Annotated in this window: 25 protein-coding genes, 3 tRNA genes and 1 pseudogene; 17 read left to right on the top strand and 12 right to left on the bottom strand. The window is 58.5% G+C overall.

The window, feature by feature from the left end:
• The first annotated feature begins 2 nt into the window (after positions 1-2).
• A complete protein-coding gene (locus tag ACOI6Z_RS05005; RefSeq protein ID WP_023289935.1) occupies positions 3-899 on the top strand; it encodes an HlyD family secretion protein in 897 nt (298 codons plus the stop codon).
• The gene (locus ACOI6Z_RS05000; protein ID WP_220280245.1) at positions 899-2,923 is read left to right on the top strand and encodes an FUSC family protein; all 2,025 of its coding nucleotides are present in this window, start codon (positions 899-901) and stop codon (positions 2,921-2,923) included. The genes ACOI6Z_RS05005 and ACOI6Z_RS05000 overlap by 1 nt, the downstream gene beginning before the upstream one ends.
• Here the strand turns inward: ACOI6Z_RS05000 and sodC are convergent.
• The 3 genes from sodC to ACOI6Z_RS04985 all read right to left on the bottom strand — a co-directional run bounded on the left by sodC (position 2,916) and on the right by ACOI6Z_RS04985 (position 4,694).
• Positions 2,916-3,437, bottom strand: a complete 522-nt coding sequence (gene sodC / locus ACOI6Z_RS04995; protein WP_023289937.1) for a superoxide dismutase [Cu-Zn] SodC — start codon at positions 3,435-3,437, stop codon at positions 2,916-2,918. The two genes, ACOI6Z_RS05000 and sodC, sit on opposite strands and share 8 nt — an antisense overlap.
• 69 nt (positions 3,438-3,506) lie before the next feature.
• Positions 3,507-4,403 carry an aldo/keto reductase gene (locus ACOI6Z_RS04990; protein ID WP_023318436.1) on the bottom strand — a complete coding sequence of 299 codons (897 nt, stop codon included), beginning with the start codon at positions 4,401-4,403 and terminating at the stop codon, positions 3,507-3,509.
• Between the two features lie 48 nt (positions 4,404-4,451).
• On the bottom strand, positions 4,452-4,694 hold the full coding sequence (locus ACOI6Z_RS04985) for a DUF1289 domain-containing protein (protein ID WP_017901094.1): 243 nt from the start codon (positions 4,692-4,694) through the stop codon (positions 4,452-4,454).
• A gap of 139 nt (positions 4,695-4,833) precedes the next feature.
• Between ACOI6Z_RS04985 and ACOI6Z_RS04980 the strand changes: the two genes are divergently transcribed.
• From ACOI6Z_RS04980 to rnt, 4 genes are all read left to right on the top strand, one after another.
• Positions 4,834-5,433 (top strand): TetR/AcrR family transcriptional regulator, encoded by a 600-nt coding sequence (locus ACOI6Z_RS04980; protein WP_065812559.1) that lies wholly within the window; start codon positions 4,834-4,836, stop codon positions 5,431-5,433.
• Positions 5,434-5,486: 53 nt separating this feature from the next.
• Positions 5,487-6,584, top strand: coding sequence for an alkene reductase (locus tag ACOI6Z_RS04975; protein WP_044523573.1), 1,098 nt, complete (start codon positions 5,487-5,489; stop codon positions 6,582-6,584).
• Positions 6,585-6,662: 78 nt separating this feature from the next.
• Positions 6,663-7,070: a lactoylglutathione lyase gene (gloA, locus tag ACOI6Z_RS04970; RefSeq protein ID WP_032453119.1), complete on the top strand. Its 408-nt coding sequence runs from the start codon at positions 6,663-6,665 to the stop codon at positions 7,068-7,070.
• 135 nt (positions 7,071-7,205) lie between these two features.
• Entirely contained in the window at positions 7,206-7,853 is a 648-nt protein-coding gene (gene rnt / locus ACOI6Z_RS04965; protein WP_004202881.1) for a ribonuclease T, read from the top strand.
• A 47-nt stretch (positions 7,854-7,900) separates the two neighbouring features.
• Here rnt and ACOI6Z_RS04960 read toward each other — a convergent pair whose 3' ends face one another.
• Entirely contained in the window at positions 7,901-8,248 is a 348-nt protein-coding gene (locus ACOI6Z_RS04960) for a Grx4 family monothiol glutaredoxin (protein WP_002907768.1), read from the bottom strand.
• A gap of 340 nt (positions 8,249-8,588) precedes the next feature.
• On the opposite strand from ACOI6Z_RS04960, the gene ACOI6Z_RS04955 reads away from it, so the two are divergent.
• A complete protein-coding gene (locus ACOI6Z_RS04955) occupies positions 8,589-9,461 on the top strand; it encodes a C40 family peptidase (protein WP_032453120.1) in 873 nt (290 codons plus the stop codon).
• On the opposite strand, the gene ACOI6Z_RS04950 is transcribed toward ACOI6Z_RS04955, so the two are convergent.
• Complete coding sequence (locus tag ACOI6Z_RS04950) at positions 9,416-9,901, bottom strand: helix-turn-helix domain-containing protein (protein WP_023289942.1); 486 nt, start codon at positions 9,899-9,901, stop codon at positions 9,416-9,418. The two genes, ACOI6Z_RS04955 and ACOI6Z_RS04950, sit on opposite strands and share 46 nt — an antisense overlap.
• 481 nt (positions 9,902-10,382) lie before the next feature.
• Here ACOI6Z_RS04950 and sodB point away from each other — a divergent pair, with 481 nt between their 5' ends.
• Positions 10,383-10,964, top strand: coding sequence for a superoxide dismutase [Fe] (sodB, locus tag ACOI6Z_RS04945; RefSeq protein WP_023289943.1), 582 nt, complete (start codon positions 10,383-10,385; stop codon positions 10,962-10,964).
• Between the two features lie 59 nt (positions 10,965-11,023).
• Here the strand turns inward: sodB and ACOI6Z_RS04940 are convergent, their stop codons facing one another.
• Positions 11,024-12,193, bottom strand: coding sequence for an MFS transporter (locus ACOI6Z_RS04940; protein ID WP_065812557.1), 1,170 nt, complete (start codon positions 12,191-12,193; stop codon positions 11,024-11,026).
• A gap of 167 nt (positions 12,194-12,360) precedes the next feature.
• A complete protein-coding gene (locus ACOI6Z_RS04935) occupies positions 12,361-12,453 on the bottom strand; it encodes a YnhF family membrane protein (RefSeq protein ID WP_002907776.1) in 93 nt (30 codons plus the stop codon).
• 292 nt (positions 12,454-12,745) lie between these two features.
• Here ACOI6Z_RS04935 and purR point away from each other — a divergent pair, with 292 nt between their 5' ends.
• Positions 12,746-13,771, top strand: a complete 1,026-nt coding sequence (gene purR, locus ACOI6Z_RS04930; RefSeq protein ID WP_004202888.1) for an HTH-type transcriptional repressor PurR — start codon at positions 12,746-12,748, stop codon at positions 13,769-13,771.
• 18 nt (positions 13,772-13,789) lie between these two features.
• Here the strand turns inward: purR and punR are convergent, their stop codons facing one another.
• Complete coding sequence (gene punR / locus ACOI6Z_RS04925; RefSeq protein WP_004202889.1) at positions 13,790-14,701, bottom strand: DNA-binding transcriptional activator PunR; 912 nt, start codon at positions 14,699-14,701, stop codon at positions 13,790-13,792.
• A gap of 112 nt (positions 14,702-14,813) precedes the next feature.
• On the opposite strand from punR, the gene punC reads away from it, so the two are divergent.
• Both punC and cfa read left to right on the top strand, forming a co-directional pair.
• Positions 14,814-15,995, top strand: coding sequence for a purine nucleoside transporter PunC (gene punC, locus ACOI6Z_RS04920; RefSeq protein ID WP_065812556.1), 1,182 nt, complete (start codon positions 14,814-14,816; stop codon positions 15,993-15,995).
• Positions 15,996-16,289: 294 nt separating this feature from the next.
• Positions 16,290-17,438, top strand: coding sequence for a cyclopropane fatty acyl phospholipid synthase (cfa, locus tag ACOI6Z_RS04915; protein WP_023289946.1), 1,149 nt, complete (start codon positions 16,290-16,292; stop codon positions 17,436-17,438).
• Positions 17,439-17,474: 36 nt separating this feature from the next.
• Here the strand turns inward: cfa and ACOI6Z_RS04910 are convergent, their stop codons facing one another.
• A complete protein-coding gene (locus ACOI6Z_RS04910) occupies positions 17,475-18,110 on the bottom strand; it encodes a riboflavin synthase (RefSeq protein WP_023289947.1) in 636 nt (211 codons plus the stop codon).
• Between the two features lie 229 nt (positions 18,111-18,339).
• On the opposite strand from ACOI6Z_RS04910, the gene mdtK reads away from it, so the two are divergent.
• The gene (gene mdtK, locus ACOI6Z_RS04905; protein WP_049014242.1) at positions 18,340-19,713 is read left to right on the top strand and encodes an MdtK family multidrug efflux MATE transporter; all 1,374 of its coding nucleotides are present in this window, start codon (positions 18,340-18,342) and stop codon (positions 19,711-19,713) included.
• Between the two features lie 177 nt (positions 19,714-19,890).
• Positions 19,891-20,124 (top strand): annotated as a pseudogene (asr, locus tag ACOI6Z_RS04900) (acid resistance repetitive basic protein Asr); the annotation flags it as partial.
• Between the two features lie 143 nt (positions 20,125-20,267).
• On the opposite strand, the gene ACOI6Z_RS04895 reads toward asr, so the two are convergent.
• Positions 20,268-20,846, bottom strand: coding sequence for a TIGR00730 family Rossman fold protein (locus ACOI6Z_RS04895; RefSeq protein WP_049013570.1), 579 nt, complete (start codon positions 20,844-20,846; stop codon positions 20,268-20,270).
• A gap of 253 nt (positions 20,847-21,099) precedes the next feature.
• Here ACOI6Z_RS04895 and ACOI6Z_RS04890 point away from each other — a divergent pair.
• The 3 genes from ACOI6Z_RS04890 to ACOI6Z_RS04880 all read left to right on the top strand — a co-directional run bounded on the left by ACOI6Z_RS04890 (position 21,100) and on the right by ACOI6Z_RS04880 (position 21,338).
• Positions 21,100-21,176, top strand: a tRNA-Val gene (locus ACOI6Z_RS04890).
• 4 nt (positions 21,177-21,180) lie between these two features.
• A tRNA-Val gene (locus ACOI6Z_RS04885) sits at positions 21,181-21,257 on the top strand.
• Positions 21,258-21,261: 4 nt separating this feature from the next.
• A tRNA-Val gene (locus ACOI6Z_RS04880) sits at positions 21,262-21,338 on the top strand.
• Positions 21,339-21,459: 121 nt separating this feature from the next.
• Here ACOI6Z_RS04880 and ACOI6Z_RS04875 read toward each other — a convergent pair.
• Entirely contained in the window at positions 21,460-22,212 is a 753-nt protein-coding gene (locus tag ACOI6Z_RS04875; RefSeq protein ID WP_065812554.1) for an SDR family oxidoreductase, read from the bottom strand.
• Positions 22,213-22,310: 98 nt separating this feature from the next.
• Between ACOI6Z_RS04875 and ACOI6Z_RS04870 the strand changes: the two genes are divergently transcribed.
• Entirely contained in the window at positions 22,311-23,237 is a 927-nt protein-coding gene (locus ACOI6Z_RS04870; RefSeq protein WP_032453129.1) for an AraC family transcriptional regulator, read from the top strand.
• Here the strand turns inward: ACOI6Z_RS04870 and ACOI6Z_RS04865 are convergent.
• On the bottom strand, positions 23,234-24,118 hold the full coding sequence (locus ACOI6Z_RS04865; protein ID WP_023289958.1) for a LysR substrate-binding domain-containing protein: 885 nt from the start codon (positions 24,116-24,118) through the stop codon (positions 23,234-23,236). The two genes, ACOI6Z_RS04870 and ACOI6Z_RS04865, sit on opposite strands and share 4 nt — an antisense overlap.
• Between the last annotated feature and the right edge of the window lie 105 nt (positions 24,119-24,223).

Here is a 24,223-nt window from a genome sequence, read left to right as displayed (position 1 = left end):
CTATGAAAAAATTAAAATATTTGTCAACGCTGTTGGTGGCGGCCATCGCACTGGTTGCCGCGTGGTTGTTATGGAATTTCTACACTCAGTCCCCCTGGACCCGCGACGGGAAAGTGCGCGCCGAGCAGGTCGGGATCACCCCTCAGGTCTCCGGCAGTATTCTGCAGCTTAACGTGGCCGATAACCAGCGAGTAAAGGCCGGTGAAGTCTTGTTTACCATCGACGACACCCCCTACCGCATTGCGGTGCTGAACGCCCAGGCGCAGCTGGCGAAAGCGCAAGCTGAGGTGGCGAAAGCGCAGGCGGAGCAAAGCAAAGCCGCCAGCGAAGCCCGCCGTCGCAGAAACCTGTCGCAGAATGCCATCTCGGCTGAAGACCTTGAAAACGCCAATACCGCCCTGAATACCGCCACCACCACCCTGGCGGCCGCCAGAGCGGGAGTCGGTGTCACCGAGGCGGCGCTGAAGCATGCGCAGTGGCAGCTCAGCCAGACGGTAGTCAAAGCGCCGGTGGACGGCTGGGTGACTAACCTCTCCACCCGGGTCGGCGATTACGCCACCACCGGCCATCCGGTCTTTGCCCTGGTGGACAGCCATTCGTTCTATGTGCTGGGCTACTTTGAAGAGACCAAACTGCGCCATATTCGCATCGGCGATCCGGCGCAAATCATTCTCTACAGCAATCAGCAGACGCTGCAGGGGCATGTCGCCAGCATCGGTCGCGCGATTGTTGACCAGAGCGTGGAACAGGGAACCGGGCTGGTGGCCAATATCAAACCGAATATCCCCTGGGTCCGCCTCGCCCAGCGCGTCCCGGTGCGGATTGCCTTTGATAGCTTGCCGGCCGATGTCACTCTGGTCTCCGGCACCACCTGCACCGTCTCGATCGGCGGACAGTGATGAATCTGCAGACCCTGTCATGGCGCTCGCTGCCCTGGGTTAAAGCCACCCGACCGCAGTGGCGATACGCGCTGCGTAACGGCATCGCCATGTGTCTTGCGCTGAGCATCGCCTATGCGCTGGATCTGGATGAGCCCTACTGGGCGATGACCTCCGCGGCGGTGGTCAGCTTTCCCACCGTCGGCGGGGTGATCAGTAAAAGTTTCGGCCGCATTGCCGGCAGCCTGCTCGGCGCCTGCGCCGCCCTGCTGCTGGCTGGCCATACGCTCAACGATCCCTGGCTGTTCCTGTTCAGTATCTCCGGCTGGCTGGCGCTCTGCACCTGGGCCTGCGCCCTGTTCACCAACAACGTGGCCTACGCCTTTCAGCTGGCGGGCTATACCTGCGCCATCATCGCCTTTCCGGTGATTAATATCAGCGACAGCTACGAGCTATGGGTGATTGCCCAGTCGCGCGTCTGCGAAGTCATCGTCGGGATCCTGTGCGGTGGGTTGATGATGATGATTCTGCCCAGCACCTCCGATGGCAGCAACCTGCTGACGGCGCTGAAAACCATGCACGCCCGCCTGCTGGAGCACGCCAGTCTGCTGTGGGTACCGGAAACGACGGATGCTATCCGCACCGCCCATGAAAGCGTAATTGGCCAGATCCTGACCATGAACCTGCTGCGCATCCAGGCCTTCTGGAGCCACTACCGCTTCCGTCGGCAGAATCCCCTGCTGAACTACCTGCTGCACCAACAGCTCCGAATGACCAGCGTCATTTCCAGCCTGCGGCGTATGCTGCTGAACTGGCCTGACGCCCCGGCCAATACCCGCCAGGTGCTGGAGTCGTTGCTTGCGGAGCTCGCCACCGCCCATGCTGACAGCTATCACGTCGCCCGCATTCTGGCGCCGCTGGCGCCGCCGCCGGGCGCGGATTACCGCCACGTCGCCTTCTGGGCGCGGTTACGCTATTTCTGTCGCATTTATCTGGAAAGCAGCCGCTGGATCCGCCGGGTTGAAAATGCCTCAGCGATCGCCGAGTTCAATGTTCCTTCCGCACCCGCGCTGACCCGCCACACGGACCAGGCGGAAGCCCTGCTCAACGGCATTCGTACCTTTTGCGCCCTGGTGGCGATAGGCGCGTGGGGGATCAGTACCCAGTGGACCAGTTGCGCGGCGGCCCTGACCCTGGCCTCCATCTGCTGCGTACTCTACTCGGTGTCGGCCTCGCCGTTTCGCTCGCTGACCCTGCTGATGCAGACCCTGGTCCTGCTGTCGGTGTTCAGTTTTGTGGTGAAATTTGGCCTGATGGTGCAGATCACCGACCTGTGGCAGTTCCTGCTGTTTCTGTTCCCGTTGCTGACCACCATGCAGTTACTCAAGCTGCAGTGGCCAAAATTTGCCGGCCTGTGGGGGCAGCTTATCGTCTTTATGGGCTCGTTTATCTCCGTCACCAACCCACCGGTGTACGACTATGCGGCCTTTTTCAATGACAATTTAAGCAAGATTGTCGGCGTGGGCTTTGCGTGGCTGGCTTTTGCGGTGCTCAGTCCCGGCTCGGACGCCCGCAAAGGGCGACGGCACATCAGAGCGTTACGGCGTCACTTTGTCGATCAGCTCAGCCGCCGCCCCCAGCACAGCGAGCACGAATTTGAATCGCTGGTATATCACCACGTCAGCCAGCTCAGTCAGAGCCAGGATGCGCTGGCCCGCCGCTGGCTACTGCGCTGGGGAGTGGTCTTGCTGAACTGCTCCCACGTGGTCTGGCAGCTTCGCGAGTGGGAAACCCGCTCCGATCCGCTCGCCCAGGTGCGCGATCTGTGTATCAACCTGCTGCGCGATGTCATGAGCGAGCGCGGCGTGCAGCAGCGGCCGCTGGCCACCACGCTGCAGGAGCTGCTGCGGATCTGCGAGGTTCTGAACCACCATCATCAGCCGGCGGCCCGGGAGCTGGCCGCCGCGATCTGGCGATTGTATTGCGCGCTATCGCAGCTGGAACAGGCTCCGGTCGCCGGAACGATTGGCGAAAAGCTTACTTAATCACCCCGCAGGCAAACCGTTCGCCGCCGCCGCCCAGCGGCTGCGGACTGTCGGCCATATTATCGCCGCCGACATGAACCATCAGCGCTTTGCCTTTCACTTCCGCCAGCGTTTTCAGACGCGGAGCGATAATCGGCTGGTCAGCCACGCCCGCGTCGTTGACCACCAGCAGGGGCAAATCGCCAAGATGTCCGGTGCCCAGCGGCCCTTCATGTTTACCGGTATGTTGCGGATCGTAATGTCCGCCCGCCGCTCCGGCGGCCACGGCTTTGCCCTCTTTCATCGCCGGCTGGCAGCTGCCTTCAGCATGGATATGAAAGCCGTGCTTGCCCGGCGGTAACGCTCGCAGATCGGGAGCAAATTCGAGTCCGCGGTCGGTTTCGGTGATTTTTACACTGCCGATGGATTGACCAACGCCCTGGCTGGTCACGAGATTAAGTTGCACATCTTCACTGACGGCCTGCGCGCCAGCGCAAAATGCGAGGGAAAGGATAGCGAGAATACATCGTTGCATAACACCTCCGGATGGCTGTCTCCCTGTTAAGTGTAAACCAGGAACAGGTTTCCGGAGGCGAAATGCCGGTTATGGCACGTCGTAACCGAGCGCGGCTTTGCGGATACGGAACCACTGCTGGCGGGTCATACTCAGCTTTTCAGCCACAATCGCCGAGCGCACGCGCTCAATTTTGCCCGAGCCGATAATCGGCAGCGGTTGCGATGGCAGGCGCAGCACCCAGGCATAAACCACCTGCTCGATGCTGTCGGCGTTAAGCTCGTGGGCCACCTGGGCCAGCTCGTCGCGCAGCGGCTGAAAGCCCTCTTCATTAAACAGGCGGCCGCCGCCGAGGCAGGACCAGGCCATCGGGCGAATACGCAGCTGCTGCAGCTGATCGAGGGTGCCGTCGAGCAGCAACGGCTGATGAACCGGCGAGATCTCCACCTGGTTGGTAGCAAGCGTAAACGGCAGGCGCGACTGCAGGAGGGTGAACTGGGCAGGGGTAAAGTTCGAGACGCCGAAATGACGTACTTTGCCGCTGTGATGCAGCGCGAGGAAGGCTTCAGCCACCTCGTCCGCGTCCATCAGCGGATCCGGCCGGTGGATCAGCAGCAGATCGAGATGGTCCGTCGCCAGATTACGCAGCGATTGCTCAGCGCTGAGCACGATGTGGTCCCGGTCGGTAATGTAGTGACCGATGGTGTTTTCAGCGCGCGCCCGGGTGGCAATGCCGCATTTGCTGACAATTTCCATTCGGCTACGCAGATGCGGCGCCAGCTTCAGGGCTTCACCAAAAGCGGACTCGCACTGGTAATCACCATAGATATCGGCGTGATCGACGGTGGTAATGCCTAAATCGAGATGCTGTTCGATAAAGCCGACCAGCTCGCCTGGCGACATTTTCCAGTCCATCAGACGCCAGTAGCCCATCACAAAACGCGAAAATTCCGGCCCCTGGGGAGCCATAGCAATACGCTGAACCATAACCGCTTCCTCAATAAAAAAGTGCTCTGAGTATACGTAATTTTTGGCTTAAAACAGTGAGGGTTGCTGCGGTTCTTCCGCCGCCTCTGGCCTGTTTGCGCGGATTTTGCGCAGCAGGCGTTGACGGCACAGACGCAATACCTCCTGTTTCTGCGCATCGCTCATCGTTTGCCAGTTAAAACGTTCCTCACGGCTACGGAAACAGCCGCGACAGTAGCCGCGCTCATCGGTCTGACAAATTCCCCGGCACGGGCTCTGCACCGGGAAGAATTCTAACTGCTCTGCCACCACACGCCTCCTGTCCCCTCATCTCCTTTCATTGAAGACGTTTCCCCGCGCTGACGCAAATTTTGTTCACTACGTGCTGCGCCAGCTAACATTTTTGCGCCGGGTCTTGCATTAGACCAATCGGTCTACTACAGTGTGCCCCATGAACAGACACAGCGATTGCGATACCCGAGAACATATTCTGGCCACCGGCGAGCGGCTTTGCATGCATCGCGGCTTTACCGGCATGGGCTTGAGCGAACTCCTGAAGACGGCGGAAGTGCCCAAGGGCTCTTTCTATCATTACTTTCGCTCTAAAGAAGCCTTCGGCGTCGCCTTGCTGGAAAACCATTTCGCCGGATATCTGCAGCGCCTGGTCGAGCATTTCGCCCATGGCGACGGCAACTATCGCGATCGGCTGCTGGCCTACTATCAGCACACGCTGAATCAGTTTTACCAGCAGGGAATTATTAGCGGGTGTCTTACCGTCAAGCTGTCGGCAGAGGTCTGCGATCTGTCGGAAGACATGCGCACCGCCATGAACCACGGCGCCAGCCAGATCATCGCCCTGCTGGGCGACGCGCTGGAGAAAGGACGCCAGGAAGGCAGTCTGACATTTGAAGGCGAGGCCATGACCCTGTCGCAGGTGCTCTATTCCCTGTGGCTCGGCGCCAACCTGCAGGCCAAAATAACGCGTAGCGCAACGCCGCTGGAGAGCGCCCTTGCCCACGCGAAACAGATTATTGCGGCGCCTGCTGTTTAACAGGCGTTTTTATTTCATCAGTTCCTAGACGACCGGTCTACTCAGGAGTCATTATGTCGGAATCAAAATTATTCACCCCGTTGAAAGTCGGTGCCGTCACCGTCCCTAATCGCGTATTTATGGCTCCATTGACGCGTCTGCGCAGCATCGAGCCGGGCGATATCCCTACCCCGCTGATGGGCGAATATTACCGTCAGCGCGCCAGCTCCGGGCTGATCATCAGCGAAGCGACGCAGATTTCCGCCCAGGCCAAAGGCTATGCCGGCGCGCCAGGGCTGCACAGCCCGGAGCAGATCGCCGCCTGGCAGAAAATCACCGCCGGCGTTCACGCGGAAAACGGCCATATCGCCGTGCAGCTGTGGCATACCGGGCGAATTTCCCATAGCAGCCTGCAGCCCGGCGGCGCCGCTCCGGTAGCGCCGTCTGCGCTGAGCGCCGGCACCCGCACCTCGCTGCGCGACGAAAACGGCCACGCCATCCGCGCCGACACCTCGATGCCTCGCGCTCTGGAAACCGAAGAGATCCCGGGGATCGTCGATGATTTCCGTCAGGCGGTGGGCAATGCCCGTGACGCCGGTTTCGATCTGGTTGAACTGCACTCGGCTCACGGCTATCTGCTGCACCAGTTCCTCTCGCCGTCGGCAAACCAGCGTACCGACCAGTATGGCGGCAGCGTGGAAAACCGCGCCCGTCTGGTGCTGGAAGTGGTTGACGCCGTGAGCAAAGAGTGGAGCGCCGACCGGATTGGCATCCGCGTGTCGCCGATTGGCAGCTTCCAGAATGTGGATAATGGCCCGAACGAAGAAGAAGACGCGCTGTATCTGATTAGCGAGCTGGCGAAACGCGGTATCGCCTATCTGCACATGTCCGAGCCGGACTGGGCGGGCGGCAAGCCGTACAGCGAAGCCTTCCGTCAGAAAGTTCGCGACCGCTTCCCGGGCGTGATCATTGGCGCTGGCGCCTACACCGTTGAAAAAGCCAACGACCTGATCAGCAAAGGGCTGATTGATGCCGTGGCCTTTGGCCGCGATTACATCGCCAACCCGGATCTGGTGGCCCGCCTGCAGAAAAAAGCGGCGCTCAACCCGCAGCGCCCGGAGTCCTTCTACGGCGGCGGCGCGGAAGGCTACACCGATTATCCTACGCTGTAATCCCTCCATTGATAGCGGCGACGTATCGCCGCTATACTCAAGGCTCTGATCTATCAAATAAACTGCATAGGGGACATTATGCGCTTACTCCACACCATGCTGCGCGTTGGCGACCTGCAACGTTCTATCGACTTCTATACCAATGTTTTGGGCATGAAGCTGCTGCGCACCAGCGAAAACCCGGAGTACAAATACTCCCTCGCCTTCGTCGGCTACGGCGAAGAGAGCGATACCGCGGTGATCGAACTGACCTACAACTGGGGCGTGGACAGCTATGAGCTGGGCACCGCCTACGGTCACATCGCGCTGAGCGTCGACAACGCCGCCGAAGCCTGCGAGCGGATCCGCCAGAACGGGGGCAACGTTACCCGCGAAGCCGGGCCGGTAAAAGGCGGCAGCACCGTTATCGCCTTCGTGGAAGATCCTGACGGTTACAAAATCGAGCTGATTGAAGAGAAAGACGCCGGCAAAGGGCTGGGCAACTAACCCCCCGACCATAGCGACTTCATTATCCTCGTTCGCCCGGGCGCTGCGGCGCCCGTTGTTTTCACCCCTGCCTGCTGCAAGCCGTGGCAAAATTTGCCATAATGCGCGCTACTTTTTTCCAGCTAAGAGAATCTGATGTCCGAGAACGCTCAACTGAATGGTCTGTGCGACCGTTTCCGCGGTTTTTATCCAGTGGTGATTGATGTTGAAACCGCAGGATTTAATGCCAAAACCGACGCCCTGCTGGAGATCGCCGCCATTACGTTGAAGATGGATGAGCAAGGCTGGCTGATGCCCGATGAAACGCTGCATTTCCATGTTGAACCTTTCGAGGGCGCCAATCTTCAGCCCGAAGCGCTGGCCTTTAACGGGATTAACCCGCACGATCCTGAGCGCGGCGCCGTTAGCGAATACGACGCTCTGCATGCCATCTTCAAAATGGTACGCAAAGGGATGAAAGAGAGCGACTGCAGTCGGGCTATCATGGTGGCGCACAACGCCACATTTGACCACAGCTTCACCATGACCGCCGCCGAACGGGCGGGGCTAAAACGCAACCCGTTCCATCCGTTTGTCACCTTCGACACCGCCGCGCTGAGCGGGCTGGCGCTGGGCCAGACGGTATTGTCGAAAGCTTGTATTGCCGCGGGTATGCCGTTCGACGGCGCGCAAGCCCACTCCGCCCTCTACGATACCGAGCAGACGGCACAGCTGTTTTGCGAGATAGTGAACCGCTGGAAGCGTCTGGGCGGCTGGCCGCTGCCGGTGGCGACGCCGGAGTGATAAAAAAAGCGACTTCCAGGAAGTCGCTTTTTTACTGACCGCGGTAATTATTCCGCTTTCGGCTCGTCAGTGTGGTATTTCGCCGCTGTCTCTTTGATCAGCTGCTGCAGTTCACCGCGCTGGTACATCTCGATGACGATATCGCAGCCGCCCACCAGTTCACCGTCCACCCACAGCTGCGGGAAGGTCGGCCAGTTGGCATATTTTGGCAGCTCGGCGCGGATATCCGGGTTCTGCAGGATATCAACGTAAGCAAAACGTTCGCCACAGGCGGACAGCGCCTGAACGGCCTGAGCGGAGAAACCGCAGCTTGGCAGCTTCGGCGAACCTTTCATGTACAGCAGGATCGGGTTTTCAGCGATTTGGCGTTGGATCTTTTCTAAAGTCGAGCTCATTGTCGTGCTTCCTTAAACTTCTTTCTACGGCAGTAACTTGTCATTGTAGCGTCCCGAGGGCAGGACCGATAATAACATTTTTTTCACTATTCATATTTTATCTTCTGTTGCGCGAAGTTGCCTTAAAAATATCATTTTGCCGTCGCGGGCAGGCGCGCGTTGCGCATTTTCTGTGCGAGGCGGTCAATGTCTGACGCGTTTTCTTGCAATCGTTAACCAATCGACATTTTTGATACAAAAGAATATTAACTTTCCGGGTTTTTATGCTTTAGAATCGTTCCGGTTTGTCATTCATCGTCAGGCATTTGTACATGTCTGTAATTAATCAGGGGATTGCTCAGTGGCGCGGCTAAACAAAATCGCGATATCGCTCTGTGCATTACTGTTCACATCTATCTCATTCACGCCACTGGCTCAGGCTTCAGGGCATACGCACGCCTCTGCCTCGCCAAAGGCGTTGCCCGCGAAAAGCGGCTCAGAGCGCAAGAAAAAAGCAACCAGTCAAAAAAGTAAAACCACCGCTAAAACCACCAGTAAAAAATCCTCGAGCACCCGGCTCCCTACCCGCTCTACCGCAGCAAGCCAAACCGCGCTTCATCGTCAGGCCGCCGGCGCCACGAAAAAATGCGTGCTGCGTAAAGGGTATAAAAAGCAGTGCGCAAAAACGGTGGCCGCCAGCGCCGAGCCGACCCTGGCGCTGAACAGCGTCAAAAGCAAATGCGTGGTGCGTAAGGGCTATAAAAAACGCTGTAAACCCGAGGCCAGCGAAGCGAATCTGACGATCGCCGACGCGCATAAAGTCCGGGTGCAAAAAGCGCAGAGTACCGCCATGAACAAACTGATGGGCCAGCTGGGTAAACCGTATCGCTGGGGCGGCACCTCGCCGCGCACCGGGTTCGACTGCAGCGGGCTGGTCTATTACGCCTACAAAGATCTGGTCAAGATTCATATCCCGCGTACCGCCAATGAAATGTACCACCTGCGCGATGCGCGTCCGGTCGATCGTGACGAACTGCAAAGCGGCGACCTGGTCTTCTTCCGCACCCGCGGACGCGGCACTGCCGACCACGTTGGCGTTTACGTCGGCAACGGGAAATTCATTCAGTCCCCGCGCACGGGGCGCGATATTCAAATCACCTCCCTGAGCGAAGATTACTGGGTACGTCATTACGTCGGCGCCCGTCGCGTCATGACCCCGAAAACCATTCGCTGATCCCGGTCTGCCGCTACGGCGGCAGCCCTCTTCACCTGCGCGTTCTCCGCCCCCACCGTCAGGGGAAACTGCATATTCGCCTCTGTGACCGGCGCTTCCCGACGATAGCGGGTGGGCGACATGCCAAAGTGACGGTGAAAGGTGCGGCAGAACGCCGCCTGCCCGTCGTACCCCAGACGTTGGGAAATACTCTGCATGGAGGCCTCGGTCTGCGTTAAGTAGATTGTCGCGATGGTCATCTTCCGGCGGCTGACGTAGCTCGCCAGCGTGCAGCCGGTCACCATGGCGAATTGCCGCTGGAAATACCAGTGCGAGTAGCCGGACTTTTTCGCTATCGCGCTTACCGGCAGGGTGTCAAAAATATGTGCTTCGATCCAGTCAACGATCCCCTGCACGACCGGGATCATTTTCGGGCTTACCACTTCATCTGTTTTTGCCATCGTAGCCATCCTGTGGAAATTGCTGCCGGCGGCTATATTTGTCATACAAATATCAAAATAGACAATGAATTATTGGCATAGCGGCGATTACCTGAAAGCATATCGTCATTAATCATTTGATTTAAAATGATTATTTTCACTCAGTCGTTTGCGCTGCGGGGGTCTTCAGATGGCCTGCTGAGAAATTAACCATCGCGGCGAGAGGCTGGAGACCCAGCCTCCTTTTACTTATACATTTTTGCAACATCTGCGGGCGTCTTAACGCGCCGCTCCGCAGAAAACGGTTAAGCCTTCGGCAGTTGCGCCGGCGATAATAGCCTTTATCGTTGTAAGGCTTTTCACTGCCTGCGGCAAATGTTAACATTCTCAATACAATAACAGGCCCGGGACGCGACAGCGTCGGGCGGTCAGAACGCGATTCAGGTGAAAACCTCATCTTGTCAATGTGAGATAAAACAAAAAAGTTATAAGGAGAGTAGCAATGTCGTTTGAATTACCTGCATTACCATATGCAAAAGACGCCCTGGCGCCGCACATTTCCGCAGAAACCCTGGAATACCACTACGGTAAACACCACCAGGCGTATGTCACTAACCTCAACAACCTGATCAAAGGCACCGCGTTCGAAGGTCAATCGCTCGAAGAGATCGTGCGCACCTCTGAAGGCGGCGTTTTCAACAACGCGGCGCAGGTCTGGAACCACACCTTCTACTGGAACTGCCTGGCGCCGAACGCCGGCGGCGAACCGGAAGGCGAGCTGGCGGCCGCGATTGCCAAATCCTTCGGCAGCTTCGCAGAGTTTAAGGCCAAATTTACCGACGCCGCGGCGAAAAACTTTGGCGCTGGCTGGACCTGGCTGGTTAAAAATGCCGACGGCAGCCTGGCTATCGTCTCCACCAGCAACGCGGGTACCCCGCTGACCACCGACGCGAAGCCGCTGCTGACCGTTGACGTCTGGGAACATGCTTACTACATCGACTACCGCAACGCCCGTCCAAGCTATCTGGACCACTTCTGGGCGCTGGTTAACTGGAAGTTTGTTGCCGCTAACCTGGCCGCATAAACGACAAACCGCAGCAGAGTGACCCCTGCTGCGGTTTTTTTTACACCCTTCCCCACCGTTTATGACTGGCTGGCAAAGGCCTCCTCCGGCTGCGCTCGTCCGCTAAACCAGACCAGCAGCAGCGCCAGACCGGCAATAATCGCGCCCATCACCGGCACAAACGCATATCCCAGTCCGCCGGAGATCACCGCCCCGCCGGCGGCGGCGCCCAGCGCGTTGCCCAGGTTGAACGCCCCGATATTCACCGAAGAAGAGAGACCCGGCGCCTCATGCGCCACGCGCATCACTCGCATCTGCAGCGGCGGCACTACCGCAAAGGTGGCTGCGCCCCAGACGATCATACTGATGGCCGCACCCGCCTGGGATTGCGCCAGCAGCGGTATCGCCAGCATGATCGCCATCAGCAGCAGCAGAAAGCCTTTCAGCGTGCGGGAGACCGACCGGTCGGCGAATTTGCCGCCCAGATAGTTGCCCAGCGAAAAACCAACTCCAATCAGCACCAGCATCGCGGTGATAAACAGCGATGAAGCATGGGTCAGCGAATTCAGTACCGGCGAAATGTAGGTATACAGCGTAAACATCGCCCCGGCGCCCAGCACGGTGGTCAGTAAGGCAGAAAGCACCTGCGGCCGTAACAGGACCGAAAGCTCTTGTTTGACATCCGGCCGTTCGCCCGCGCTGCCCTTCGGCAGGGAGAACCACAGGCTCACCATCGCCAGCAGGCCTAACCCCGCGGTGGCGAGGAAGGACATCCGCCAGCCGATGGTTTCTCCAAGCCAGGTCGCTGCAGGCACGCCGCCGATATTAGCGATGGTGAGGCCCATAAACATGGTGGCCACCGCGCTGGCCTCCTTGTGCTTGGGTACCACGCTGGCCGCCACCACCGACCCCAGGCCAAAAAAGGCGCCGTGGTTGAGGCTGGTAATAATGCGCGACAGCAGCAGCGTGGTGTAATCCGGCGCAATGGATGACAGCAGGTTGCCAACGGTGAAGATCCCCATCAGAAAAATCAGCGCATTGCGTCGGGCACGATGGGACAGCAGCAGGGTCATCAGCGGCGCGCCGACCATGACGCCGATGGCATACGCACTGATCAGCATTCCCGCTACCGGTATCGAGACGTCCACGCCCTTGGCAATCACCGGCAGCAATCCCATCGGGGAGAACTCGGTAGTCCCAATGCCAAAGGCGCCGATCGCCAGCGCGAGTAAAGGAAAGTTGATTTTCATTCAATGACTCCATCAGACCGTCAGGGAGGACGGCGTAACATCAGAAGCCAAAAGCATGACATCAATCACAAAAAAACAAAAGTGAACGAAATGACAAAAGATTTTTGCAGAATTGATAATAATGGCGGGATACGGGGAGGAGGCCGCGCTCCTCCCTCATCGGAACATTAGTGCAGTATGGCGGTCAGGCTGAATGCGACGATCACGCCGAGGGCAATAATCGTGGTAATCAGCGAAAACTTTAAATTGGTATCCATCATTTTTCCCTCTTGTTATCCCCACACCAAAAGTGAGCTTGCTCATTTTTGCACAAAAAATCGCAAAAATCTTCCGGGATTTAGGGCGATGCACATTTTTGCTCTTCCACTTTGCCCCAAGATCGGACAAAATCCCACGCTAATTTAAAAGCGTATCGGCCATTGACCCCTTCCTGTCGTTCTGTGTCGTTTTCCCGACGTGATGCAATGTTGAAAATTGTATTCAGGGTGTGTGTAGGCAAACGTTTACGTATCGATGATCAGGCGATCAGGTCAAGGCATGGAGTGAGATGTAATGGCAACTATTAAAGATGTAGCGAAGCGCGCAAACGTTTCCACTACAACTGTATCACATGTAATTAACAAAACCCGTTTCGTTGCCGAAGAGACGCGCAATGCGGTATGGGCGGCGATTAAAGAGCTGCACTACTCGCCGAGCGCCGTGGCCCGCAGCCTGAAAGTCAATCATACAAAATCGATTGGCCTGCTGGCGACCAGTAGCGAAGCCGCCTATTTCGCTGAAATCATTGAGTCCGTTGAAAAGAGCTGCTTCCAGAAGGGCTATACCCTGATCCTCGGCAACGCCTGGAACGACCCGGAAAAACAGCGGGCCTATCTGTCGATGATGGCGCAAAAACGCGTCGACGGTCTGCTGGTGATGTGTTCCGAATACCCGGACTCCGTCCTGAGCATGCTGGAAGAGTATCGCCATATTCCGATGGTGGTGATGGACTGGGGCGAAGCAAAAGCCGACTTTACCGATGCGGTAATCGATAACGCCTTCCAGGGCGGGTATATCGCCGGACGTTACCTGATTGAACGCGGTCACCGCGAAATCGGCGTGATCCCGGGCCCGCTGGAGCGCAACACCGGCGCGGGGCGACTGGCCGGCTTCATGCAGGCGATGAAAGAGGCGCATATCAGCGTGCCGGAAAACTGGATTGTACAGGGCGACTTCGAGCCGGAGTCCGGCTACCGCGCCATGCAGCAGATCCTGAGCCAACAACACCGTCCAACGGCGGTCTTCTGCGGCGGCGACATTATGGCGATGGGCGCTATCTGCGCCGCGGATGAAATGGGGCTGCGCGTGCCGCAGGACATTTCGCTGATCGGTTATGATAATGTGCGCAACGCCCGCTATTTCAGCCCGGCGTTAACCACCATTCATCAGCCGAAAGATTCGCTGGGTGAAGCCGCGTTCAATATGCTGTTGGATCGTATCGTCAACAAGCGCGAAGAGTCGCAGTCTATTGAAGTGCACCCTCGGCTGGTCGAACGCCGCTCGGTGGCGGATGGCCCGTTTGTCGACTATCGTCGCTAAAGCACTGGCGGGCGCGGATCACTCCGGCGCCCGCAGCCACTCCCGATTCAGCGTGTCGCTGTCCCCCAGGTAGTCCAGCATCCAGTTTAACGCCGGCGAAGCATCATTCTGCTGCCAGGTCAGACAGCAGGCCGCATCCGGAAACGGATTTTCCAGCGCCAGGGCGGTCCACTCGCCGCGATCCACCCATGGCCGGGCGAAATGGCTTGGCACCATGCCGACGCAGAGCCCTGCCGACAGACAGGTTGCCGACGATTCCCAGTCGGGGACCACCACCCTCTTCTGGTTATCCAGCAGCCACGTTGTCCGTTTGGGCAACGAACGCGAGGTATCTTCCCGCACCAGCGACGGCCAGTTGCGCAGGACATCGTCGCTCAGCGGCCCCGCCATCTTCGCCAGCGGGTGATCGCTCGCCACCACGCAGTCCCAGCTCAGCATCCCCATATCGCGGAACGCATAGCGGCCCCCAACCGGAATAGAGCGCGTTGCGCCAATCGCCAGCTCCACGCGGCCGTCGGCCAGCGCATCCCATACGCCATTGAACACTTCCTGAAAAACGATCAGCTCGACGTCGGGAAAATGGCGATAGAAATCCACGATCATCTGGCGCATCCGCGCGGGTTTCACGATATCGTCCACCGCGATCGACAACTGCCCGCGCCAGCCGTTGGCAATTTGCTGGCACTGCTGGCGGGTGATCTGCATTTTTTTGATAACAGAGCGCCCTTCCTGTAAAAACCAGACCCCGGCGGGGGTCAGCTCCACATCACGATGACGGCGCTCAAACAACGGGACGGCCAGCCACTCTTCGAGCTGACGCACGGTATAGCTGACGGCGGAAGGCACCCGATGGAGCTCCTGCGCCGCCGCGCTAAAGCTGCCGTTACGGGCGACGGCATCAACCACTTCCAGAGAGTATTCAGACCACATTTTCTGCCTGCAAAATTTTTGAATGCATGTGACAAATATTAGCGTTTCACAAGCCACAATGCACTCCCTACACTCTGCGGCATCGTACCTGTACTCCAAAAATGAGAACGTTATGTCACAACCTGGGAAAGGATTTTTAGTCTGGCTGGCCGGCCTGAGCGTGCTGGGCTTTCTGGCCACCGATATGTACCTGCCGGCATTTGCCGCCATGCAGCAGGATCTCGACACCTCCGCCGCATCCATTAGCGCCAGCCTGAGCCTGTTCCTCGCCGGCTTCGCGCTGGGCCAGCTCTTCTGGGGGCCGCTGTCAGACCGCTACGGGCGCAAACCGGTGCTGCTGAGCGGCCTGGCGATTTTCGCGGTCGGCTGCCTGGGGATGCTGTGGGTGCAGAACGCCACGCTGATGCTGACGCTGCGTTTTCTGCAGGCGATTGGCGTCTGCGCCGCGGCGGTTACCTGGCAGGCGATGGTGACCGATTACTATCCCGCCCAGCGCACCAACCGCATCTTCGCCACTATTATGCCGCTGGTAGGACTGTCCCCTGCGCTGGCCCCGCTGCTGGGCAGCTGGCTGCTGGTGCACTTCGAGTGGCAAGCCATCTTCGCCACCTTGTTTGCCATCACTCTGCTGCTGATGCTGCCTGCCCTGCGCCTGAAGGCCGCCGCTAAGTCGGCCACTGTGGCTGAAAAGAAAATCACTTTTCTGGCGCTGCTGCGCTCCCGGGAATACAGCGGCAACGTCCTGATCTACGCCGCCTGCTCCGCCAGCTTCTTCGCCTGGCTTACCGGTTCGCCGTTTATCCTTCATGAGATGGGCTACGGCCCGACCGCCATCGGCCTGAGCTATATCCCGCAGACCATCGCTTTTCTGGTGGGCGGCTATGGCTGTCGCGCGCTGCTGCAAAAATGGTCCGGGCAACAGATGCTCCCGTGGCTGCTGGTGGTCTTCGCCGTCAGCGTCGCCGCCACCTGGCTGGTGGGTCTGCAAACGCATGCCTCGCTGGTGGCGTTGATGATCCCGTTCTGCCTGATGGCGGTGGTCAACGGCGGGATCTACCCCATCGTGGTCGCTCAGGCGCTGAAGCCTTTCCCGCAGGCAACCGGCCGAGCGGCGGCGCTGCAGAACACCCTCCAGCTTGGCCTGTGCTTCCTGACCAGCCTGCTAGTCTCCGCGCTGATCGCCACGCCGCTGCTGACCACCACCAGCGTGATGCTGGTCTCTATTTTGTTAGCCGGAGTGGGTTATCGCCTGCAGCAGACGCCAGCGCTGGCGGCCCACTCTTCCCACGCATGACGCCCGTCGCCAGAGCCTGGACCAGTGGTTAGCACGCTAAGATATTTTTATTGAAAGCCAGTACTTAGCGTCCTATACTGGATCCGGGTTCACATAAATAAAAAATATTTAACAGATTAACGGATGCAGGATGCCTCCGTTTCACCATGGAAGGCCTTTCGGCAAGGGTTATCTCCCTTCCTCTGTTCTACGTCGGATAGCGACTTCACGGATTATCCGTGAGATTTCTCACAAAGCCAAAAAAGCGTCTACGCTGTTTTAAGGTTCTGATCACTTGGGCGTGATGGAGAAGCTATGAGTTCATCGTGTATAGAAGAAGTAAGTGTACCAAATGATGACTGGTACCGGATTGCAGCTGAATTGTTGGGCCGTGCGGGAATTGAAATCAATGGCTCCGCGCCGTCAGACCTGCGGATTAAAAACCCTCTTTTTTTTAAACGCGTATTGCAGGAGGGGTCGCTGGGTTTAGGCGAAAGCTATATGGACGGCTGGTGGGACTGCGAGCGTCTGGATATATTCTTCCATAAAGTGCTCCGCGCCGGGCTGGAAAAACAACTCCCTCACCATTTCAAAGACACACTTCGCATCGCAGGCGCTCGCCTGTTTAACCTGCAAAGTAAAAAACGCGCCTGGATCGTCGGCAAAGAACACTATGACCTCGGCAACGATCTTTTCAGCCGGATGCTGGATCCCTACATGCAATATTCCTGCGGGTACTGGAAAGAGGCGCAGACCCTCGAAGCCGCGCAGCAGGATAAGCTGGATCTCATCTGCCGTAAGCTGGAGCTCGAGCCAGGCATGCGAGTGCTGGATATCGGCTGCGGCTGGGGCGGTCTTGCCGAATATATGGCGCGGAATTACCAGGTGAGCGTTGTCGGCGTGACCATCTCCGCCGAACAGCAAAAGATGGCCCAGGCGCGCTGCGATGGCCTTGACGTGGATATTCGTCTTCAGGATTATCGCGATCTGCACGACAGCTTCGACCGCATCGTCTCCGTCGGCATGTTCGAACACGTGGGTCCCAAAAATTACGCCACCTACTTTGAGGTCGCCGATCGTAATTTGAAACCCAACGGCCGCTTCTTACTGCACACCATCGGTTCCAAAGTCACCGACCATAACGTTGACCCGTGGATCAATAAATATATCTTCCCTAACGGCTGCCTGCCCTCGGTACGGCAGATCGCCGATGCCAGCGAGAAGCACTTTGTGATGGAAGACTGGCACAACTTCGGCGCCGATTATGACACCACCCTGATGGCCTGGTATGAGCGTTTCCTCGCCAGCTGGCCGGAAATTGCCGATAACTATTCTGAGCGTTTCAAACGCATGTTCAGTTATTACCTGAACGCCTGCGCCGGCGCCTTCCGCGCCCGCGACATTCAGCTCTGGCAGGTGGTGTTCTCGCGCGGGATTGAACACGGACTGCGCGTCGCCCGTTAAAAAACACTCCCCCGCTCACCGGCGGGGGATTTTTTGTCAGGCTTCACTGACCTTAGCCGCGACCTCTTTCGCCGCCAGCACGCGTTCAACCGTATCGACAACCGCCTGGGTTTGCGGGTCGATCTCGATATTGACGCGGTCGCCCAGCTTCTTCGCCCCCAGCGTGGTCCGCTGCAGCGTCTCCGGAATAAGATGCACGCAGAATCGGGTTGCCGTCACCTCGCCTACCGTCAGGCTGATGCCATCGATACCGATGAATCCTTTATAAAGGATATATTTCATCAGCGTCGGATCCTGTACTTTAAACCAGATCTGACGGTTATTTTCGGAAGTGAGGATCTTCACGATTTCCGCCGTGGTCATAATATGGCCGGACATCAAATGCCCGCCGATTTCATCACTGAATTTCGCCGCCCGCTCGACATTGACTTCATCCCCGACCTGAATATCGCCGAGGTTGGTAATCCGCAGCGTCTCTTTCATCAGATCGAAGCTGATGCGCGCGCCGTTGATGTCGGTCACCGTCAGGCAGCAGCCGTTGTTGGCTACCGATGCCCCGGTTTCGAGCCCCTCCAGCATATGCGCCGGCAGCTCCACCACGTGGGTGCGAAAATTGGGTTTATCATCAATGGAGACCACTTTCGCGGTTCCCTGAACAATACCAGTAAACATGTTTGGCTCCTGTTGAAAATCATGACGGTATCATTACCGTTTTCGCTATCGGGAACAATAACAGGAGGGCTGAGCGGTTGCCAGCGCGCTTCGTGCCTCGACTCTTTTTTCACTGGCTTAATGGCTAATCCTCGCTACAATAGACTGGAATTTCCTCATTTTTATCCCCTTGCTGCCAGTTACGGCGGCTTTTTTAGTCTCAAAAAAACAACAATACAAAGGTGTTCACGTGCAGAAGTATTTCATTGAAGCGCGTCAGTTATTAGCTCTGGCTATACCCGTCATTCTTGCGCAAGTGGCGCAGACGGCGATGGGTTTTGTCGATACCGTGATGGCGGGCGGCTACAGCGCCACCGATATGGCCGCGGTGGCCATCGGGACCTCCATCTGGCTACCGGCCATTCTCTTCGGCCACGGGCTGCTGCTGGCGCTGACCCCGGTAGTGGCGCAGCTCAATGGCTCCGGGCGGCGGGAGCGTATCGCACCGCAGGTGCGTCAGGGCTTCTGGCTGGCGGGGCTGGTCTCGGTGCTGATCATGATCGTGCTGTGGAATGCCGGGTATATCATCAGCTCCATGCACAACATCGATCCGCTGCTGGCGGAGAAAGCGGTTGGCTATCTGCGCGCCCTGCTGTGGGGAGCGCCGGGCTACCTGTTCTTCCAGGTCGCCCGTAACCAGTGTGAAGGGCTGGCGAAAACCAAGCCCGGGATGGTCATGGGCTTTATCGGTTTACTGGTCAACATTCCGGTGAACTACATCTTTATCTATGGCCATTTTGGCATGCCGGAGCTGGGCGGCGTCGGCTGCGGCGTGGCGACGGCCTCCGTTTATTGGGTGATGTTCGCCAGCATGCTGTGGTGGGTGCGCCGGGCGCGTTCGATGCGCGATATCCGCTGCGTCGAGGGCTTCAGCGGCCCCGATTTCGCCGTTCTGCTGCGGTTGGTGCAGCTGGGGCTGCCCATCGCCCTGGCGCTGTTCTTCGAAGTGACCCTGTTTGCCGTCGTCGCGCTGCTGGTCTCTCCGCTCGGGATCATTGACGTCGCCGGCCACCAGATTGCGCTGAACTTCAGCTCGCTGATGTTCGTTCTGCCGCTGTCGCTGGCGGCCGCGGTCACCATTCGCGTCGGCTTCCGCCTCGGCCAGGGCTCAACGATCGATGCCCAGGTTTCCGCCCGCACGGGTGTGGGCGTGGGCGTCTGTCTGGCGGTGTTTACCGCTATCTTTACCGTGCTGATGCGTAAGCAGATTGCCCTGCTGTATAACGATAACCCTGAGGTGGTGATGCTGGCCTCGCATCTGATGCTGCTGGCGGCGGTCTACCAGATCTCCGACTCCATTCAGGTGATCGGCAGCGGTATCCTGCGTGGCTATAAGGATACGCGGTCTATCTTTTTTATCACCTTTACCGCGTACTGGGTGCTGGGTTTGCCCAGCGGCTACCTGCTGGCGCTGACCGACGTGATTGTCCCCCGCATGGGGCCCGCCGGCTTCTGGTGCGGATTTATCATCGGCCTGACCTCCGCCGCCATTATGATGATGCTGCGGATGCGTTTTCTGCAGCGCCAGCCCTCCAGCACTATCTTACAGCGCGCCGCGCGCTAACCCTGCCAAAGCCCGCCACCCCGGCGGGCTTTTTCTTTCTTCAATTTTGTTCCGGCGTTGTACATTCCGTTACTCCCCGACACCAAAGACTCACTGATGAGCGCCCCGGAGATGCATATAGTGTGGCCAACAGCCCCGCAGTGGGGTTACTCAGGAAACCAATTCGAGGATTTCAGCATGAAAAAAGTATTAGCTCTGGTTGTTGCCGCTGCTATGGGTCTGTCATCTGTTGCTTTCGCCGCCGATGCCGCGACCACCACCCCGGCTGCCGCAGCCAACCACACCACCGTTCATCACAAGAAACATCATAAAGCGGCGGCGAAACCGGCAGCCGAACAGAAAGCCCAGGCGGCGAAGAAGCACCACAAAGCGGCGCACCACGCAGCCAAACCGGCGGTACAACCGGCGGCATAACGGTCAGAGCGTTAAGGTGATAAACCGGCGCTGAATAGCGCCGGTTTTTTTTCAGGAGGACATCATGCTGCAACGTTATCGCTTCGAATTGCTGTTGGTTCTGCTCATCGTCTGCGCGCTGTTTACCCTTCGCTTGATGTTTAAATAGCGGGCTGCTGAACCCATTTACGCGCCGGCGGCGTATAGTCGCGAAAACCGGCGATAATCTCCTCTGCCGAGGCAGCAAACGGCAGCATCTCCGCGTAGCGCGGGTGCATAAACCCTTCCCGCACCATGTTATTGACCATCGCCTGCAGCGGATCGTAATACCCTTTAATATTCAGAAATGCGCACGGCTTTTCATGGATGCCCAGCTGCGCCCAGGTCCACTGTTCGAAAATTTCTTCCAGCGTCCCCGCTCCGCCCGGCAGAGCAATAAAGCCGTCGGCCAGCGCCGCCATTTTGGTTTTCCGTTCGTGCATATCCTCAACCACATGCAGCTCCGTCAACCCGCGATGGGCAATTTCCCGCTCCACCAGGCCGCGCGGCATCACGCCAATCACCACGCCCCCGGCCTCAAGCGCCGCATCGGCAACCGCCCCCATCAAGCCAACTTTGCCGCCGCCATAGACAACAGCCAGGCCCTGCTGCGCCAGCGTGTGGCCAACCCGTCGGGCAGTGTCGAGATACAGCGGATGTTCGCCAGCTGAAGAACCGCAGAAAATACCTATCGATTTCATCTTCGTTATTACTCCTCTCTTCTGGTGGGCGATAATTTAACACAACGGCAACCTTTGTGCGCAGGTTGAGACCCGCGGAGAAAAGAGAGGCGAGGCGCCTGCTGGCGAAGAAATATCCTTGTGGTTCAGTAAAATATCGCCGGAATGGGTAAAAGATCCGCAATCGCAAGCAATGTACAAGAAAAGTGACGTTTACCTCTTGCCACATCCCCTGCCTGCCGCTAATATGCGTCCCCGTTGTCACCACAACATTGCGTTCGTAGCTCAGTTGGTTAGAGCACCACCTTGACATGGTGGGGGTCGTTGGTTCGAGTCCAATCGAACGCACCATTATGCGTTTATAGCTCAGTTGGTTAGAGCACCACCTTGACATGGTGGGGGTCGTTGGTTCGAGTCCAATTAAACGCACCATAATGCGTCTGTAGCTCAGTTGGTTAGAGCACCACCTTGACATGGTGGGGGTCGATGGTTCGAGTCCATTCAGACGCACCAATCTTGTTTCTTATCATTCCCTCTCAACATTACCCTGCAGCATCTTGACCGGAAAACGCACGCCTTCTGCGCTTCCCGCCTGAACGTTATTGAACCCTGCCAGCGACAAAGCTAAAGCCGATTATTCGCGACTCCGACTGGCCTGCGCCATCGCCAGGGCATCTTCCCCTGCCGGCAGCCGCGAAGGGGCATCAGGATCGTTCACCATTCGCCAGACGGCCTGAGCCACATCGACAGCCCGCGTCACGCTGGCGTTTTCCTGGATGCTGTCGAGGATCTGCTGGCCGAGCGCCGCATAGCTCTCCGGGAGCTGGCCCATCGTTCGACGCGCGTTTTCCCCGAAGCGGGTTTGGGGATCGCGTCCCGGCAGGATCACCCCGACGCGAATATTGAAGGGCCGCAGCTCCAGCGCCAGGGACGCCGTGAAGGCGTTCACCGCCGCCTTACTCGCGGTATAGACCGCCAGCAGGGGCATCGGCTGTAGGGTGACCGCCGAGGTGATATTCACGATCGTCCCGCTACGGCGCGCTCTGAACCGGGGAAGTACCGCCTGGGTCATGGCGATAGTCCCAAGAGTATTGGTGGCAAACAGGTTCGCTATCGCCTCGCGCGACGCCCCCTCCAGGGCGTTGAGCATCCCCACTCCGGCGTTATTGACCAGAACGTCAATCTCTCCGGCCTCGGCAATCGCCTCGGCGATACTCTGCGCTGAGGTGACGTCAAGGCGCACCAGCCGCAGACGGTCGCTGGCTGGCAACAGATCCTCTCGCAGAACCCGCATCGTGGCGATAACCTTCCAGCCCTGTTCAAGAAAATAACGCGCCGTCTCCAGGCCAAAACCCGATGAACAGCCGGTGATCATAATCGTTTGCATCTCTCTGTCTCCGATTGGCTTCTTCCTTTTCATCATAGACAGCCCGCTCCGGACGATATAGGGTCAATAATCCATCATTCTTTAGCAGGAGTCCGGAAATGAGCGACCCGCTGGCGGAAATCATTGCGATGCTAAATCTCAGAGCGGTGCTGACCAAAACCATTGAGGGGGCGGGAGAATGGCGCGTCATTCGCTCGGACCAGGGCATGTCGTTCTATGGCGTGGTGCTGGAAGGAGGCTGTCGGCTGGAAATAGACCAGCATCCGCCGCAGACCCTGCGCGCCGGGGATTTTATGTTGATCCCGGCGGCGTACCGCTTCGCGCTAACCAGCCTGACCCCGCCGCCTTCACCGGCGCTGGAGACCACCCCGGTGAAACTGGCGGAGGAACACTTTCGCCTGGGAGCCCTCGACCAGCCGGCGGAGATGCTGGCGCTGATTGGCCACTGCGCTGCCGATTCGGATAACGCCAGCCTGCTGACCTCGCTGCTGCCCGCCCTGGTGGTGGTTCGCGACCAGCCGCGGCTGGCCACCTTTGTCGGACTGCTGAAAGAGGAAGCCCAGGCGGATCGCGCAGGTAAATCTTTCGTTCTGGCGCGGATGGTTGAGCTGCTGTTTATCGAGGCCATCCGCTCCTGCGAAACACTCGCCACCCCAGGCCTGGTGCGCGGCCTGAGCGACCCGAGGATCGCCCAGGCAATCCGTCTGCTGCATGAGGCCCCCGCCAGACGCTGGACCGTCAACGCCCTGGCCGCCGACTGCGCGCTGTCTCGCTCGACGTTGTTTGAACGCTTTACCGGCCTGACCGGAATGACCCCGATGGGCTATCTGTTGAGCTGGCGCATGACCCTGGCGATGCGGTGGCTGGGAGAGCCGGGCATCAGCATGGCGGATATCGCCGAGCGCCTCGGCTATGGCTCGGCCAGCGCGTTCAGCGTGGCTTTTACCCGCTATGCCGGGACATCGCCGGGCAAATATGCCCGCCAGCGGGCGGCGCAGCGTACGCCCGGGCCCGCCTTAAGCTAACCTGCCGCAATCGTCGTCTGCAGCCAGCGCTCAAACGCCTGCAGCGCAGGCTCCCCCTCGCCGCCGCCGGGTTTGATCAGGCAGAAGCGCTTGGCCAGCGTCGGGGAGCCCGGCCACGGGGCGACCAGCGTCCCGTTACGCAGCTCGCTCTCCACATACATCTTCGGCACCAGGGCCACGCCCTGCTGGCTGAGTACCGCAGCGATCGCCATCTCATGCAGATCATAGCGCGGCCCCTGCGCCGGGTTATCCAGCGCCAGACCACACTCCCGGGCATAGTGCAGCCAGGCATCCGGATTTTGCCGCCGATGAATGCGCGGCAGCCGGTTCAGCAACCCCGGGAGATCGTTATCCGTCAGCAGCGCAGCATGACAGACCGGCAGCAGATACTCCGCAAACAAAAACGTCACATCCATTCCGGTCCACGCCGGGTGATCAAAATGGATAGCCGCATCAAATCCGCTGCCCGGCAGAATGAAGGGGTCGCTGCGAGCGGCGATATTGACCACGATATGCGGATGCTGCGCCGTGAACTGCCCGAGGCGGGGGATGAGCCAGCGGCTGGCGAAGGTGGGGAGCACGGCGATCTCCAGACTGCGGCCATCGGCCGGCATCCCGCTGACGTCGAGGGTTTCCCGCTCCAGCCTGCTGAGGATCTCGCGGACCTGTCTGGCATAGCGGGCGCCGGCCGGATTGAGCCGTACCCGGCTCCCGATTCTGTCGAATAGTTTGCTGTCGAGGAGCGCTTCCAGACGGGCGATCTGCCGGCTGATGGCCCCTTCCGTTAACGCGAGCTCCGCCGCCGCGCGGGCAAAGTTGCCGTGGCGGGCGGCGGCCTCAAAGGCCAGTAGCGCAGCGCTGCTGGGAATTTTACGACGCATAGCCAATGCTCCTTGTGCGGGCTGACTGAAAGTCAGTGACAGAATATCACTGAGGCTTGAATAAACATCGTTTTTCAGCGCCATTTTCGCCAGATAGGATGAAGT

The sequence above is a fragment of the Klebsiella sp. C239 genome, assembly GCF_048822715.1.
GTDB classification, from domain to species: domain Bacteria; phylum Pseudomonadota; class Gammaproteobacteria; order Enterobacterales; family Enterobacteriaceae; genus Klebsiella; species Klebsiella quasipneumoniae.
This window is presented reverse-complemented; position numbering and strand designations above follow the sequence as displayed.